Source organism: Paraburkholderia sp. RL17-381-BIF-C (assembly GCF_046026435.1).
Lineage (GTDB): Bacteria > Pseudomonadota > Gammaproteobacteria > Burkholderiales > Burkholderiaceae > Paraburkholderia.
Map to the genome: position 1 here is coordinate 15,626 of NZ_JARESX010000082.1, position 14,171 is coordinate 29,796.

Here is a 14,171-nt window from a genome sequence, read left to right on the forward strand (position 1 = left end):
TCAGAAGAGCGCGTAACGCGCGACGATCCACAGCATGCGGAGCTTCGGCTTGCGGACCTTCGTGCGCGGAATGTCGAAGCCTCGCTCGAGCGTCCGCTCGAGCAGGACGCGATACACGCCCGACATGATGCGCGGCGCGCGCACCTGGTTGCGCGGCTCGCGGTCCATGATCGCGTCGGACGCGGCAAAGTGTTGCTTGGCCCGCTCGGCGAGCGTTGCGCACACGCGCGGCAGCGACGGGTCGTCGGCGATCTGCGTGGGGTTCGTCACCGCAATCCCTTCGCGCGCCAGCAATTCGTGCGGCAGATAGCAGCGGTTGATGCCGGCGTCTTCGTCGATATCGCGCAGGATGTTGGTGAGCTGAAGCGCGCGGCCCAGATGGTGAGCAAGCACTCGGCCCGGCTCTTCGTCCATCCCGAATATCCTCACCGATAGACGACCCGCCGCACTCGCGACGCGGTCGCAATAGAGGTCGAGCGTGGCTTCATCGGGCGCGCAGATGTCGGCGGCGGCGTCCATCGCCATGCCGTCGATCATGGCGTGAAAATCTTCGCGTTGCAGATGAAACGTATGAATGTGCCGCGTCAGCGCGCGCAACGAAGCACGTGGCGCGCCGGCATAGCACGCGTCGATATCGGCACGCCAGCGCTCGAGCGCGGCAGCGCGCTCGGCGCGCGGCATGTCGCTGTCGGCGATATCGTCGACAGCGCGGCAGAAAGCGTAGACCTGATACATCGCGTCGCGCTGCGCGGCCGGCAGGATGCGCATGGCGAGATAGAACGAGCTGCCGGACGTGGCGGCAGCGGCGTCGATTTCTGTATCGTCCACGACAAGATTGGAAACAGCCAAGACGATCTCCGCTGGAGGCGCCCGCTGAAAGGCGTTCAAGAAGTTTATGCCGGCCCGCAAGGCAGGCGGCACGCGCGCGCGGACACGCGCGAAACACCCGGCTGGGAGGCCGGAAACGGCGAAAAGTATATCAATCTTTGTAAGAGGCCGCAGTGCCGCCAGCGAATACAGGGTCGGAAGCGGGCCTGAAGCCGGCAAGGCGGCGCGCTCCGCGACTTGCCGTGGGGCGCGCGCGGCGCCTCTGGCGAGGCTAAACAGCTCCGCCGTGCGGCGTCAGACGAAGGCCACCGACCGATTGCGCCCTTGCCGCTTGGCGCTGTAGAGCGCCGCGTCGGCTTCGTTGATGAGCACGTCGTACGAAGGCACGCCCGCACGCGCCGACGCGCCGCCGACGCTCGCCGTCACCGGCACGCTCGTGCCCTGCACTTCGACCGGCGTGTCGGCGATCGTGCAGCGGATCTTTTCCGCCACGCGCATCGCGTCGTCGAGCGGCGTGCACGGCAGCAGCAAGGCGAACTCCTCGCCGCCGAAGCGCCCGAAGGTGTCCTGCGCGCGCACCACCTCGGCGACGCGTTGCGCCATCACGCGCAACACCGTGTCGCCGACGCCGTGGCCGAACTGGTCGTTGATCTTCTTGAAGTGGTCGAGATCGAACAGCAGCACCGACATATCGCCGCCGTAGCGCTGCCAGCGCGTGTATTCGTCGCGCAGGCGCGTTTCGAAGAACCGACGGTTGGCGATCCCCGTCAGGCCGTCGCGGTCGGCATATTCCTGCAGCTTCGCGACCGCTTCTTCGCGTTCGCGCTGCACGATGCTCACGTGCGTCACGTCGCTAATGGTCACGCACACGGCCACCACTTCGCGCTCGCGCATGAGCGGCATGAACGTGCAGTCCTGCTGCATGAAATCGACGCCCCCGGTGATTGGCCGGTCGTGGTCGAACTTGAAGAGATACGGGCGTTGCTCCCACGAGCTGAACGCAAAGCTGCCGAGCTGAAAGACGCTTTCGATCTTGCGCGCCAACCACACGCGCGGCAATTCCGGAAAATGCGTGAACAGCGATTTGCCGACCACCTGTTCCGGCAATAGTCCGCTGTGATCCTGCATGAAGCGGTTCCACATGAGCACGTTCATGTCGCGATCCAGCACGAAAATGCCGAACCCGACACGTTCGACCACCAGATCGCTCAACGAGTCCACGGGCACATTCATAGGCTCGACAGCAGCGCGTCGAGCGCTCCGTTCATGTGGCGAATGGATTCTTCGGCCATCAGCATCACGAGGTGGGCGCGAAAGCTCTGGTCCTCGAGCGCGAAGTTCACTTCGACCAGCAACGCGACCTCCCACTGCAGCACGCCCGGCTGGAAGACCGCGTCGAGCGTCATGGCTTCGCCGAGCAGGCCCGGCGCGGAGAACACCGGCGTGCGGCCGAGCTGGTCGAGAATGCACGACACGCATGCGCCGGTCAGCACATTCGCGACGTCGAACACCAGTTCTTTCTGGCTCACCGCTTCGTAGGCCGAGCGCGAGTACGGATCGCTGACGAGCGAACAGAGTTGCTCGATGCTGTCGCTGCGGCAGATCACCAACGCCTCGCCCTTGATGTCGGAGCGAAAGCCTTGGCGCACCGCGCTCACGGTGTCCTCGATCCCGGTCATCTCCCGCATCGCCTGCGCCGCTTCGCCGACCGCCACCACCTTCACGCGCGGCACCGACAATTCGATAAACGCATCGAGCAGCCGGGCAAGACGTGTCGCGGCTTGGCCCATCGCCAGATTGGCGACCTCTTGCAGCGCGTCGCGCTGATCTTCGGTGAGGACTGGCTCAGACATACAACCCGTACTCCTTGAGGATAGGTAGTACCGCCTGGGGCGTCACGGGCTTGGCGATGAACGCGGCAGCGCCGAGCGCGCGCACGCGCTGCTGGGCCACCGGTTGAACATCGGCGGAGACGACGATGACGAAGGTGTTCAGATCCTCATGCTGCAATGCTTCAAGCACCTGATAACCGGTCATGTCCGGCATGGTCAGGTCGAGGAACATCACCGACGCTTTGCCTTGGCGATACAGATCGAGCGCTTCGCGCCCGTTCGATGCGTAAGACACGTCGACCTCCCAATCCGGCGGCAATGCCTTGGTGAGCACTTTGCGGGCAAGCAACGAATCATCGGCGATCACAATAGGCAAAGGCATGGGCGGGTCGGAAAGCGGAATTAGCTCTTTCGCGTTAACGGCGAAGCGAGGTGAGTTCTTTAGCGTGACGTCTGTTGGCCAGCGGCACTGTGCGCTGAGGCTTGCTGAAGTGCGGAATGCGGGCGAACGGGTGGTGCGCCCGGCGAGGCGTAATGGACAGAACCGGTGGGCACGCATGAAAGCGTACGCGCACGGTGGACAACGGCGATGACCGGCATGTTCGAAGCCTACCCCGTAGATGAATCTGCGCGGCCTGCGTGGATGGGCTGGTCTTTGCCGCGCGCGTGACTCCGCGAACGCCTTCCGCCACGCGTGGTACGCATGGTGCGGCTGGGTGCCCCGCGGCAGATGCGTCCGAACGTAGCGGACGCATTTTTATCATGGTGCCGATTCTCGAAGTAAAACGGCGGAAAAGCAACTCGCCAATTTCACTTTCATTAAAGAGATTTTCCCATGAAATACTATTCTTGAAAATATATGTGTAGATTCTGACCGAACTCAATCGTTTTATCCTTTTGTGTACGTTTGCGCTTCTTGTTTCCTCGCTGTTTCAAAAATCAGACGATTGAGTCGCGGCTCGATGCGAAGGACGCCGACCCCGAAGCGGCCCATCCGCCGCGGTAACTTCTACCGCCGCACCGAGTCTATGCTTCTCGTATGATGCCGACTCCCGGCCTCCGCGTTCCGAAAGACCTTCGTACAATCGACATGACACAAGACCGGTTCGACCCGTCATCCGCGAGCCGCCTTCCCCCGGGACGGCAGGATGGGGCGTTATTCCCCGCCGTGCCGGAGCAGAACTTCCAGGTGCGGCGCATTACGCTGATCGCACTGCTGATCGCGGCGATCGTGCTGCCATGTCTGTATGTGGCGGCCATGGCAATCAGCGATCTGCGCACGCGCGAGGCCGAAGCCACCGACATGACCCTGCGCACGGTGCGCGTCGCGGAAGAACACGCGCTGAAAGTGTTCGACATGAATGAGACGCTCAACTCGCGCATCGTCGATCTGACCAGCGGTCTGGACGACAACGGCATTCGCGCCCGCGAAGCGGCTATTCACGAGAAATTGCGCGTGATGGGCGGCGGCTATCCGCAGGTGGCCGCCGTATCGATTTTCGGGCGCGATGGCGCGTTGCTCGTCAGCAGCCGCTATCTTCCGTCGCCGGCCATATCGATTGGCGAGCGCGAGGATTTCAAGGGCATTCGCGACGGCAAAAGCCTCGAACATGTCTCAAAGGTCATGACCGGGCATGTCGCCGGCGAACAGGTGTTCAACATGGGCGTCGAACGAACCGGCGCGGACGGCTCGTTCGACGGCGTGGTTTCCGTCGCGCTGCGGCCTAGCTATTTCGACGCGTTCTACCGCGAATTGCTCGGCGGCAACGGCAGCGGCAACGGCACGGCGATGACCATGAGCCTCGTGCGCGTGGATGGATCGATGCTCGCGCACTATCCACGCGCGCCGCGCGAACCTTCCGCCATGGCGTCGCAAACACCTTTAGCCGAAGCCCTCGCGCAAGGACGGCGCGCAGGCGTCGTACGCATGTACTCGAACGTCGACGGCGAAAATCTGATTCTGGCGTTCCGTCACGTTGGTTCGTATCCCGTGTACGTGGTGTGCGGGTATCGTGCTTCGGCGATCTGGGCCGCGTGGTACCGGCACCTCGGCGTGCTGATCCTGTCGATGTTCACGCCCTCCATCGCTTTATGGTGCGTGATCTGGTTGTCGCTGCGCCGGCTTGGCGCCGAGGAGCAAGCGTGGGAGCGCTGGCAGGCCGAAGCGTCGATGCGCCGCTCGATCGAGTCGACGTATCGTCAGTCGCGCAAGATGGAAGCGCTCGGCACCCTGGTCGGCAGCGTCGCGCACGATTTCAACAACCTGCTGATGATCCTCTCGGCCAACGTGCAGATTGCACGGCGACGCGGCGCCACCGGACTCGACCGCGAATTGTCGGCGATGGAACGGGCGCTCAAGAGCGGTCAGTCGCTTACCCGTCAATTGCTCGGCGTAGCGCGCAAGCAGCCGTTGAGCAACGAGACCCTGTCACTCGAACGCTGGCTGCCGGCGTGCCGCGAGTTGCTGCGCGCGTCGCTCGGCGCGAAGGTATCGTTGGTTATCGATATCGGTGTCGAAATCTGGCCCATGTGCGTCGACGTCGCGGAACTGGAACTCGCACTCATCAACATTGCCGTGAACGCGCGCGACGCCATGCCGAGCGGCGGACGCTTCACGGTGCGAGCCACCAATATCCATTTCCGTCCCGCCGATGGCTTTCCGCTCACCGGCGACTTCGTGCAGTTGTCGCTCGAAGACACCGGGGCGGGGATGGCGCCTGAGGTACTCGCGCGCGCCTTTGAGCCGCTTTTCACGACCAAGCCGAACGGCATGGGCACGGGCCTCGGCTTACCGCAGGTTTTCGCGTTCTGCGAGCGTTCCGGCGGCCTCGCCGCGATCGACAGCGCTGTCGGCGCCGGCACTTCGGTGCGGCTCTATCTGCCTCGCGCCACGGCGGAACCGGATTCCGAAGTGCCACCTGAAGCCAGCGCGGAGGTCAGCGGCACACCTCAGGGCCTGCGCATTTTGCTGGTCGAGGACAACGAGGAAGTGGCCGCGGGCACCGAAGCCCTGCTGCAGATGATGGGCCATCAGGTCACGTGCGTCTTCAACGCCGACACCGCACTACGCCTGTTCGACGATGCCCACGCACGGCGAGCACGCACGGGCGAACCGCTGCCGTTCGATCTGGTGTTATCCGACATCCATATGCCGGGCACCATGAACGGCATTGATCTGGCCGAGGCAGTACTCGCATTCGACACCAAACTGCCCGTTATTCTGGTCACCGGCTATGCGGAGGAGCTCGATCGCGCGCGCCACGTCAACGTGCGGGTGCTCTCCAAGCCTTTCGATATTGGTTTACTGGAAAAACTCCTGCAAGGCATCCAGCACGATCTGACGCAAACGGGCGCCGATCCGGCAGCGCATCCGGCGCAGTAAGGCTCGCGCTGGCGGGCAATCGACCAGATTTGACCTTTACCTGATGTTGTAAAAGCGCGGCAGCGGATGTCGCGCTTTTTTGCGTGGCCGACCGCGTGCGAGCAGGCCGCAAAGGGCGCGCGGGTCCGTCGCCTGGACCCGGCATGATCGTTGCGGCGTAACGAGGCAAGGAGGGCGGTGCGTTTGCGCGTCGTCCGTTCCGCCTAACCACGTCGGGAGACAAGCCATGCAACACACAGTGATTGGTTTATTCGACACCTATTCTCAAGCGGAAGCCGCCCGCGACACGCTTGTCCAGACCGGCTTTGCACGCGAAACCATCGAGTTGCAGGCGAATCCGGAACCCTCCGTCGGCTCCGCAACTGACGAAGTCGCTGGTTCGGGCGTGCTGGCGAATATCGAGCGCTTTCTGTCGAGCCTGTTCGCCAGCGGTCCACGCGCACCGGAGACCGCGCGCTACGCCGAGGCTGTGCGCCGCGGCGCGGTGCTGGTATGCGTCAACGCGGCAAGCGAAGCGCATGCGGATCTGGCTCGCACTACGTTCGCGAGACTGGGCGCGGCCGACATCGGCGAACGCGCGCCGGATTGGGATACGCAGACGGAATCCGGGCGCGAGCACTCTGTCCTCGATGAACTCGGCATCGGCGCGATGACGCCGGGCACGCCGCGTACACCGAATGTGTCGACCCCAGCTGCGGGAATGGCCGACCGGCCTGCCACAACGGCCGATCCCCTGTACACCGTGCCGCCAGGCAGCACAGACGCGGAACCGTTCGTGCCTCCGCCGCTCGGCGAGCGGCCGTTAATCGATCCGGTCAACGAGCCGGTCAGGGATCCGTTGGTCGGCGACGTGGGGCGTAGCGCGGTTGCCGCTGGGTCGATGCCGGGTTCCGGCGCGGTCATGCAACCGTCTGAAGTCGTCTCGGAAGCGGGCCAACCGACCGCGGGATTAGGCGGTCAGATGCCGAACGAATATCTGGAGTATGAGGAAGATTTTCGCGCGCACTATGACGAGCAGTACGCGACCGAAAACGCCCGGTATGAAGACTACGTGCCCGCCTATCGCTACGGCGCGGAAATCGGCAGAGACGCGCGTTTTCGCGACCAGCCGTGGGACGACGTGGAGCCCGAAGCACGACGCCATTGGGAAACGACCTCGCCGGAAAGCACATGGGAGCGCTTCAAGATGGCCGTGCGTCATGGCTGGGAGCGGGTGACGGGGCATCACCACGTGTGAACGTGGCAGCGCACGTAGCGGCAATGCGGTGCGCTGACCGCAATGCCGCCGTGTTCAGTATGATCCGATCGCTTCGATCATCAGCATCGTGATCGCGTCACGCTGCAGCGTGCAGCTTGACCCACGCAACGTAGCGGTCGACGAAAGTTTGCAAGAACTTACGCGTGCCGTCGTTCAGGATCTCGCCTTTTTCGTTGATGACAGCGGGGTCGTGCTTGATGAACACCTCGGGCTGGCCAAGCGTCGCGACATCGAGATACGCCAGCACATTGCGCAAATGCTGTTGCGCCAGCGCGGAGCCCGTCGCGCCAACCGACGTGCCGATCACCGCGCCCGGTTTATTGCCCCAGGAATTGGTGCCCCACGGACGCGACCCCCAATCGAGCGCGTTTTTCAGCACGCCTGGGATGGACCGGTTGTACTCGGGAGTGACGAATAGCAGGCCGTTGGCGGCTTCCACGCGCTGCTTCAACTGCTTGCCGGCTTCGGGATAGTCGGCGTCGTAGTCCTGGCTGTAGAGAGGCAACGAGCCGATGTCGATGAATTCAAAGGTGAAGTCGGATGGCGCGAGCGAAATCACCGCCTGCGCCAACTGCCGGTTGAACGATTCGCGGCGCAAGCTGCCGACGACGACTGCAATGTGATAGGCCATGATTCGCTTCCTTCTGGTGTGGTGCCCGTGGGCGCAAAGGGTACGAGTTGTCCATCATAGGCAAAAGCGGGGTGGGCCGCGACGGCGGACGCCAAAATGCTTGTCCATGGCTATTGGGGACGGTACAACCGCGTTTTTGCCGGTGGATAACCCTAGGCCACGAAAAGTTATCCACAGATTCACTGAATAACCTTGTGGATAAGTGGTACTTTTGCCTTGTCAATCAAGCGCGCTTTCGGCCTAGGAATTTTTGAGGCAAACGGCTGTTTGCGGTCGTCGCGCGAGTCTGAAACGCGCAATGTCCGGCACAAATGACCGGTAACGCACGCGGCAGATGAGCGAATTTACTTTTTGGAGGGTCGAGCCATGAGTCTGAATTACGCAGGAAAGTCGCACGACGAAGCGGTAGCTGCTCGCAAGAAAGTAAAGCAGAAGGCACAGGAACAGCCGGGCGGCGAGATGGCCGTCGAGGGTACGGAAGCGGACGCCCTTCACAGCAGCGGTGAATTGTCCGAACGCGGCAAGGAAGTATGGCGGCGCGGTAGCGGGATGGACGGCGGGGGGAAGATCTAATCGCCTCAAGCCGCTGATCAGCGGGCGTCACGCGTGGCGCCGGGGCCGATGGTTTTGCCGGCTCGCTTTGCGCCGTAAATTACCATCGCAGAGAAATGGCGCGTCCACGCAGGCGCAAAGCCGTAGTGGTTTGCTGTCGGACGTCAGCGCGACGTTTTATTGCGGATCGATCGGGTGAAACGCAATCACTCCGGCACCGCGATGTCGCCATCCACTAGTTGCCAGCCGTAAGTCTCGGCAAACAACTGCGCCGCGTCGGCGTCTTCGAAAAAAGGCATGTCAGCGTGCCCTTGGAACGGGTAGATCACCCGCTCGTCGCTCAAGCGGATCACTTTCAGCGTCGGCACCGTACCGCTCGAGGTACGGCGAGACGACGCCGTCACCTGATAGTTCGTGCGGCCATTGAGGGCCGGAAGAATCGCGCGCTGCGCGCGCCTGGAAATCTGACTTGCCATTGGCGCGCGCATCAGAGGCCGGCGATCGACTGACCGGCAACCATGCCGTCAATGACCTGCTCCGCGTAACTGGCCGACGCAATCCGCGCATCGCCTGCCGCGCCGAACGGCGAACGGCTCGGCACGCGGAACACGCGACTGCTAGTCATCGTGTCGTCGGTGCCGCGTCGGCAGATTCGTACGGCGGCGTCGAAGCCGGAGTCGTAGTGGCGGGCGCCATCGAGACCGCTAGGCTGATGCGCATAGACCAGCGGATAAATCTCAAGACCTCGGTAACTTCTGATCGTATTGCTCATGGTGCTCGTCTCCGGTGAAGGCTTTCGTCGAACGGGGCGTCTTTTGCCGGGCGCAAGGCCCCGCAGATCGCGGCAGATCCACGAAACGTGATATTGATCGACGATGCACGCGAAAAACGACCGTTTCAGTCAGGCCGGGTTGACGACACCGTGGAGCTATGTAGGAGGAAGGGGACCCCGTTCGGATCGGGGCACTCTGATGCGAGGCGTTTGCGACAGGGACTGCGCAGTACGCGCAGGAGAACTGCAAGCTGTTGTCCCACTGTAACACGTTAGTAGGGTGAGCGTTGCACGCATTTGCGCGCCGGGCCCAAGTGTTGCTTCGGAGTGCCGTGTATTGTTTGCTGGTGCTGTTACACGCTATATGGGTCCAGAGATCTCCAGACGAACAAAGGGCGCCACTGTGGGCGCCCTTTCTCGCGTGCTACGGGGTTTCGACCGATCAGTTGCCGAAAAACACGTTGCAATACGAAGCCGGTCCGTTGCACTGTGCCGGGGCGGCAGCGTGCGCTGCGCCGGAAGCAGCAGCAAACAGGGCAACGGAAGCGATCAGGACGGAAAAAATGCGTTTCATGGTACGACTCCTCTTCAGCGTTTGGTTCGCGATCAAGTGCGATCGATGGAGTGAAGAATATCGATTCAGCGTCCGCTGACAAACAGCGAAGACAGGAAGACAATTTCTTGAATAATGAAATAATCCGGAAGAATTCCGTGGTGAGTTCCACGGAAAGGTGCGCTTAGCCCGTTTGTAATCGGGCGCAGACGCCGTCGAGGAGACCGTCGGTACGGTGAAGCGCGAGAGCTGAAACGTGGGTCGAGCGGGCAAGCGGCGGATCGCGGTTTGGGCACGGCGGGCGCGCGAGCGCGCCGCGTCGTCTAGCGCTCGCTGGGTGGTGTGTCCCGATAACGATCGAAGAAACGCGCGTGCGACGCTTCATCGATGGAAATGGGATGCGGGGTCGTACCGGCCGGATGCTTTTCGAGTTGAGCCCGGGTGCGAATCGGCCGACGCTGGAAATTGCCGCCGCAATTCGGGCACACGTTACGCAGCCTGGTGAGCGCGCACACCTCGCAGAAGGTGCACTCGTAGGTGCAGATCATGGCGTCGGATGCATGTGGCGGCAGTGACTTGCCGCATCCTTCGCAGGACGGTCTCAGTTCAAGCATGGTGGCTCCGCGTTTTCAGAAAAGCGAGGCGCGTTATGGTACCTCGCCTGCCGGCCAGTGTAAGCGGCGCCGGCAACCCGCAATGGACAGCCGGGCGTCAATTCCTGCCAATGCCGCGAAAGCCAGTTCCACCGTTACGTGAGCACCGTCCATAACGCAAACGTGAGCGCAAGCCCGACGACGGACACGATCGTCTGCAATACCGACCAGACCAGAACGGTCTGCTTCAATTGCAAGCCGAAGTATTCGCGGACCATCCAGAAACCGGCATCATTCACGTGGCAGAAGAACACCGAGCCCGCGCCGATCGCGAGCGCCATCAGCGAGTTGTGCGTCGTGCTTAGACCTGCGACTACCGGCGCCACGATACCCGCCGTCGTGGTGGTGGCTACCGTCGCCGAGCCCGTCGCCTGGCGCAGCGCGACGGCGATGAGCCAGGCCAGCAGAATCAGTGGCATGTGCGCGCCGACCGCGATCTTGCCGATCGTCGTGCTGATACCGGCTACCACCAGCGCCTGCTTGAGCCCGCCGCCGGCACCGATGGTCAGCAGCAGCGCGGCAATCGGCGGCAAGCTCTTGCGCAGAATGCCGCCGACCCGGTCGCGCGCCATGCCTCGCGACCAACCTAGCGCCACCACGGCGAACAGCACGGTGAGGCCGAGCGCGATCAACGGCTCACCCAGGAAGTTCAGCGTGTTGAACAGGAACGTCTCGGGTTGAAGCAGCAGCTTGGCGACCGTGCGGCCCAGCATCAACACGACCGGCAACAGGATCGTGATGAGTGAGATCGCGAAACTCGGCGGCTCGCCGGTGTCTTGCCTGCCGCTGAAGAGCTTGCCCATTTCTTCCGGCTCGGCGAAATGCATCCGCTTGGATAACCAGATGCCATAGAGCGGACCCGCGAGAATCACCGCGGGAATCGCGACGATCAGGCCTAGACCGAGCGTCAGGCCGAGGTCCGCATGCAGCGCGCTCACCGCGATCAGCGGACCCGGATGCGGCGGCAGCAGCGCATGCAGCGTGGTCATGCCGGCCAGCGCCGGAATCGCGATACGCAGGATCGGCTGCTGCGAACGGCGCGCCATGACGAAGATGATCGGCACCATCATGACGAGGCCGACTTCGAAGAAGAGCGGTAAGCCGATGATCAGCGCGACGAGCGCCATCATCCACGGCAGCGTACGCGGCGTGGAGTGCTTGAGAATGGTTGAGACGAGCCGGTCGGCGGCGCCGGATTCGGCCATGAGCGCTCCGAGCATGGCGCCGAGCGCAATGATGATGCCGACGTCGCCGAGCAACGCGCCGGCGCCTTTACTGAACGCGCTGGCGACGGCCTCGAGCGGCAGGCCGGCGGAAAAGCCTGCCGCGAACGTACCGACCAGGATCGACAGAAACGGCGCGAGCTTCAGCACGCTGATGAAAACGATGATCAGCGCCAGCCCGAGCGCGCAAGAGAGGATCAATTGGGTGTCGTGGGATGACCACGGCGCGAGTGTTGTTGTCAGATGCACAGTGTCCCTTTTGGTCGAGCGAGTGACGCAGCCGCAGTTGCGCGCGGATGCCGAATTGTAGCGACGGGCGGTGTTTCAACGCAGGAAGGCGGCGAGATCGAGGTCCGGCAAACTTCGTTCGCTCGCGTGATTTGCTTATGCGAATTTATCGGTTCGTCCAGGCTTGCAGACGAATTATTGTCGGAGCCAACCGGTCCGTTTCGCGTCCGTCTTCATAACGAGCATCTTTATGTCACGTCATCCGCTGCTCACGCGCCGCGCGTTTATCGCTGGTGTTGGCGCTTCGCTGGCCGCCGCCACGCTGCCCGTCGTCTCCCCATCCGTCTTTGCCGCCGATGCGCACGCGAAGGAATTCCGCATCGGCTATCAGAAAGCCGCCAATACGCTCGTATTGCTGAAGTCGCACGGCACGCTCGAAAAGCGTCTCGCGCCGCTCGGCATCACTGTCAAATGGACCGAGTTTCCTGCGGGGCCACAGTTGCTCGAAGGACTGAATGTCGGCGCCATCGACTTCGGTTATGTCGGCGAGGCGCCGCCGGTGTTCGCACAGGCCGCCGGCGCGAACTTCGTCTACGTCGCCTATGAAATTCCGACGCCGCACGCCGAAGGCATCCTGGTGCATCAGGATGCGCCGATCAAAACGTTGGCCGATCTGAAGGGCAAGAAAATCGCCTTCAACAAGGGCTCGGATGTTCACTGGTTTCTGGTTGCGGCCCTGCAGAAAAACGGCGTGAAGTACAGCGACATTCAGCCAGTCACCCTGGCGCCCGCCGATGCCCGCGCGGCCTTCGAGCGCGGCGCGATCGATGCCTGGGCGATCTGGGATCCGTTCCTCGAAGCGGCAAAGCGCCAGTCGAATGCGCGCTTGCTTGCGGATGGCGAGGGGATCGTGAGCCATCATCAGTTCTTCCTGAGCGCACGGCCGTTTGCGCAACAGAACAGCGATGTGCTCGCAATCACGATGGAAGAAGTCGGTAAAGAGGGAGCGTGGGTGCGGGGACACTACAGCGAGGCCGCCGCACAGCTCGCGCCGATTCAAGGGCTCGACGCCGGCGTGATCGAAGCGGGCTTGCGGCACTACGCGCACATCTACAAACCCGTCGATGCGAGCGTGCTCGCGGAACAACAACATATCGCTGACACGTTCAGCGAATTGCACATCATCCCGACGAAGATCGTGACTAAGGATGCCACCTTGCCTGCTAGCAAGGTATAGACAGCCGGCGTCCGCTAGCTCGCTCTTTTAGGCCATTCAGGCGAATAGCGCGGCGACGTTTTCGGGCGGGCGGCCGATCACGGCGCGCCCGTTTCGCACGACAATTGGCCGTTGCAGAAGAATGGGATGGTTCGCCAATGCTTCGTATAACTGAGTGTCGGTCAGCGAGACGTCGGAGAGGCGGAGTTCTTTGTACTCGGCGTCGGTGTCGCGGATCATGTCACGGACTGCGCAGCCTAGTTGCGCGTTGAGTTGCTTGAGCTGTTCAACATTAAGGGGATGCTTGAGGTATTCGACGATTTCAGTTGCTTCGTTTGCGTTGTTGTAGGTGGTGGTAATGAGCTCGCACGCGGCGCGCGATTTTGAGCAGCGGGGGTTGTGATAGATCGTGATCATGGGTTGGCTGGGGTAGTGGTGATCGTCGGTCTCGCGTGCATGGGGGCGATGGCCGGGTGGGTCGGTTGTTGGGTAAGGATTTTAGCGGGCGGGGAGATGCGCTGCCGCTAAGCATTCGTATTGGCGGGCTCGGCGGGTTGTTGGAGGCCTCTGATCGGCAGGAGCAGGAGGCTTTGTTCATCTCGCGAGCGAGGGGTGATGAGAATGCTCGGCTAGGCTTTTATGTTGAGAATGTTATTTTTTGGGTTCGAGTCCAAAGCGAGTTTTTGACGCGGGCGGAATGGCGCCTAGCGCGCTGGACCGAGCTAGGTTTTTAGCGCATGGGCTACTTTTGCATGGGCCCAATCTCGTGAGCTCGCACAGAGTCGTGCACACTTGAACACCATATAGACTGGCCTCTTTCATTCGCAAATGTCATGGGCACACGGCCTATACCACGACGCCGTCGAATTCTGAGTGGGCGATTTTGTTTTTAGTGGTTGGAGTTTTCGATTTATGCGCATAAAGCGCGTGTACCGGTGTTTCGAAACCATCTCTCTCGCGTCGTAGATCGATCTTTGCAGGCATGGCGCTGTTGAGCCTTCTGCAGGCGAGGCCAGGCTCTCGGCTCTCGGCTCTCGGCTCTC

General features: G+C 62.2%; 16 protein-coding genes. 4 read left to right on the plus strand and 12 right to left on the minus strand.

Features of this window, described 5'->3' with window-relative positions; genetic code table 11:
* From hpnD to P0D70_RS31420, 4 genes are all read right to left on the minus strand, one after another.
* Complete coding sequence (hpnD, locus tag P0D70_RS31405; RefSeq protein WP_091805376.1) at positions 1-849, minus strand: presqualene diphosphate synthase HpnD; 849 nt, start codon at positions 847-849, stop codon at positions 1-3.
* A gap of 273 nt (positions 850-1,122) precedes the next feature.
* A complete protein-coding gene (locus tag P0D70_RS31410; RefSeq protein WP_091805372.1) occupies positions 1,123-2,061 on the minus strand; it encodes a sensor domain-containing diguanylate cyclase in 939 nt (312 codons plus the stop codon).
* On the minus strand, positions 2,058-2,681 hold the full coding sequence (locus tag P0D70_RS31415) for a chemotaxis protein CheC (protein WP_091805369.1): 624 nt from the start codon (positions 2,679-2,681) through the stop codon (positions 2,058-2,060). The genes P0D70_RS31410 and P0D70_RS31415 overlap by 4 nt, the downstream gene beginning before the upstream one ends.
* Complete coding sequence (locus tag P0D70_RS31420; protein WP_408187339.1) at positions 2,674-3,042, minus strand: response regulator; 369 nt, start codon at positions 3,040-3,042, stop codon at positions 2,674-2,676. The genes P0D70_RS31415 and P0D70_RS31420 overlap by 8 nt, the downstream gene beginning before the upstream one ends.
* A gap of 708 nt (positions 3,043-3,750) precedes the next feature.
* On the opposite strand from P0D70_RS31420, the gene P0D70_RS31425 reads away from it, so the two are divergent.
* On the plus strand, positions 3,751-6,042 hold the full coding sequence (locus P0D70_RS31425; RefSeq protein WP_408187340.1) for a hybrid sensor histidine kinase/response regulator family protein: 2,292 nt from the start codon (positions 3,751-3,753) through the stop codon (positions 6,040-6,042).
* A gap of 226 nt (positions 6,043-6,268) precedes the next feature.
* Positions 6,269-7,279 carry a hypothetical protein gene (locus P0D70_RS31430; protein WP_091805364.1) on the plus strand — a complete coding sequence of 337 codons (1,011 nt, stop codon included), beginning with the start codon at positions 6,269-6,271 and terminating at the stop codon, positions 7,277-7,279.
* A gap of 97 nt (positions 7,280-7,376) precedes the next feature.
* On the opposite strand, the gene P0D70_RS31435 is transcribed toward P0D70_RS31430, so the two are convergent.
* Complete coding sequence (locus P0D70_RS31435) at positions 7,377-7,931, minus strand: NADPH-dependent FMN reductase (protein ID WP_091805361.1); 555 nt, start codon at positions 7,929-7,931, stop codon at positions 7,377-7,379.
* Between the two features lie 366 nt (positions 7,932-8,297).
* On the opposite strand from P0D70_RS31435, the gene P0D70_RS31440 reads away from it, so the two are divergent.
* On the plus strand, positions 8,298-8,504 hold the full coding sequence (locus tag P0D70_RS31440) for a hypothetical protein (RefSeq protein ID WP_091805358.1): 207 nt from the start codon (positions 8,298-8,300) through the stop codon (positions 8,502-8,504).
* Between the two features lie 185 nt (positions 8,505-8,689).
* Here the strand turns inward: P0D70_RS31440 and P0D70_RS31445 are convergent, their stop codons facing one another.
* The 5 genes from P0D70_RS31445 to P0D70_RS31465 all read right to left on the minus strand — a co-directional run bounded on the left by P0D70_RS31445 (position 8,690) and on the right by P0D70_RS31465 (position 11,933).
* Positions 8,690-8,959 (minus strand): DUF6723 family protein, encoded by a 270-nt coding sequence (locus tag P0D70_RS31445; protein ID WP_408187341.1) that lies wholly within the window; start codon positions 8,957-8,959, stop codon positions 8,690-8,692.
* Between the two features lie 11 nt (positions 8,960-8,970).
* Positions 8,971-9,255 carry a hypothetical protein gene (locus P0D70_RS31450; protein WP_091805353.1) on the minus strand — a complete coding sequence of 95 codons (285 nt, stop codon included), beginning with the start codon at positions 9,253-9,255 and terminating at the stop codon, positions 8,971-8,973.
* Positions 9,256-9,697: 442 nt separating this feature from the next.
* The gene (locus P0D70_RS31455; RefSeq protein WP_408187342.1) at positions 9,698-9,829 is read right to left on the minus strand and encodes a hypothetical protein; all 132 of its coding nucleotides are present in this window, start codon (positions 9,827-9,829) and stop codon (positions 9,698-9,700) included.
* A gap of 302 nt (positions 9,830-10,131) precedes the next feature.
* Complete coding sequence (locus P0D70_RS31460; RefSeq protein ID WP_408187343.1) at positions 10,132-10,422, minus strand: DUF1272 domain-containing protein; 291 nt, start codon at positions 10,420-10,422, stop codon at positions 10,132-10,134.
* Between the two features lie 134 nt (positions 10,423-10,556).
* Positions 10,557-11,933 carry a GntT/GntP/DsdX family permease gene (locus tag P0D70_RS31465; protein WP_408187344.1) on the minus strand — a complete coding sequence of 459 codons (1,377 nt, stop codon included), beginning with the start codon at positions 11,931-11,933 and terminating at the stop codon, positions 10,557-10,559.
* A gap of 229 nt (positions 11,934-12,162) precedes the next feature.
* On the opposite strand from P0D70_RS31465, the gene P0D70_RS31470 reads away from it, so the two are divergent.
* A complete protein-coding gene (locus P0D70_RS31470; RefSeq protein WP_408187345.1) occupies positions 12,163-13,149 on the plus strand; it encodes a sulfonate ABC transporter substrate-binding protein in 987 nt (328 codons plus the stop codon).
* Positions 13,150-13,185: 36 nt separating this feature from the next.
* Here P0D70_RS31470 and arsC read toward each other — a convergent pair whose 3' ends face one another.
* The gene (gene arsC, locus P0D70_RS31475; protein ID WP_408187346.1) at positions 13,186-13,545 is read right to left on the minus strand and encodes an arsenate reductase (glutaredoxin); all 360 of its coding nucleotides are present in this window, start codon (positions 13,543-13,545) and stop codon (positions 13,186-13,188) included.
* Between the two features lie 429 nt (positions 13,546-13,974).
* Positions 13,975-14,171: hypothetical protein (locus P0D70_RS31480; protein ID WP_408187347.1), on the minus strand; the 197-nt coding region annotated here is incomplete at its 5' end.

What these genes read in the sequence shown, in the direction of transcription:
- P0D70_RS31425 (WP_408187340.1), top strand. Translation starts at nt 3,751, where the DNA reads ATGACACAAGACCGGTTCGACCCGTCATCCGCGAGCCGCCTTCCCCCG.
- P0D70_RS31420 (WP_408187339.1), bottom strand. Translation starts at nt 3,042, where the DNA reads ATGCCTTTGCCTATTGTGATCGCCGATGATTCGTTGCTTGCCCGCAAA.
- P0D70_RS31470 (WP_408187345.1), top strand. Translation starts at nt 12,163, where the DNA reads ATGTCACGTCATCCGCTGCTCACGCGCCGCGCGTTTATCGCTGGTGTT.
- P0D70_RS31460 (WP_408187343.1), bottom strand. Translation starts at nt 10,422, where the DNA reads ATGCTTGAACTGAGACCGTCCTGCGAAGGATGCGGCAAGTCACTGCCG.
- P0D70_RS31445 (WP_408187341.1), bottom strand. Translation starts at nt 8,959, where the DNA reads ATGGCAAGTCAGATTTCCAGGCGCGCGCAGCGCGCGATTCTTCCGGCC.
- P0D70_RS31455 (WP_408187342.1), bottom strand. Translation starts at nt 9,829, where the DNA reads ATGAAACGCATTTTTTCCGTCCTGATCGCTTCCGTTGCCCTGTTTGCT.
- P0D70_RS31430 (WP_091805364.1), top strand. Translation starts at nt 6,269, where the DNA reads ATGCAACACACAGTGATTGGTTTATTCGACACCTATTCTCAAGCGGAA.
- P0D70_RS31435 (WP_091805361.1), bottom strand. Translation starts at nt 7,931, where the DNA reads ATGGCCTATCACATTGCAGTCGTCGTCGGCAGCTTGCGCCGCGAATCG.
- arsC (WP_408187346.1), bottom strand. Translation starts at nt 13,545, where the DNA reads ATGATCACGATCTATCACAACCCCCGCTGCTCAAAATCGCGCGCCGCG.
- P0D70_RS31450 (WP_091805353.1), bottom strand. Translation starts at nt 9,255, where the DNA reads ATGAGCAATACGATCAGAAGTTACCGAGGTCTTGAGATTTATCCGCTG.
- P0D70_RS31440 (WP_091805358.1), top strand. Translation starts at nt 8,298, where the DNA reads ATGAGTCTGAATTACGCAGGAAAGTCGCACGACGAAGCGGTAGCTGCT.
- P0D70_RS31415 (WP_091805369.1), bottom strand. Translation starts at nt 2,681, where the DNA reads ATGTCTGAGCCAGTCCTCACCGAAGATCAGCGCGACGCGCTGCAAGAG.
- P0D70_RS31410 (WP_091805372.1), bottom strand. Translation starts at nt 2,061, where the DNA reads ATGAATGTGCCCGTGGACTCGTTGAGCGATCTGGTGGTCGAACGTGTC.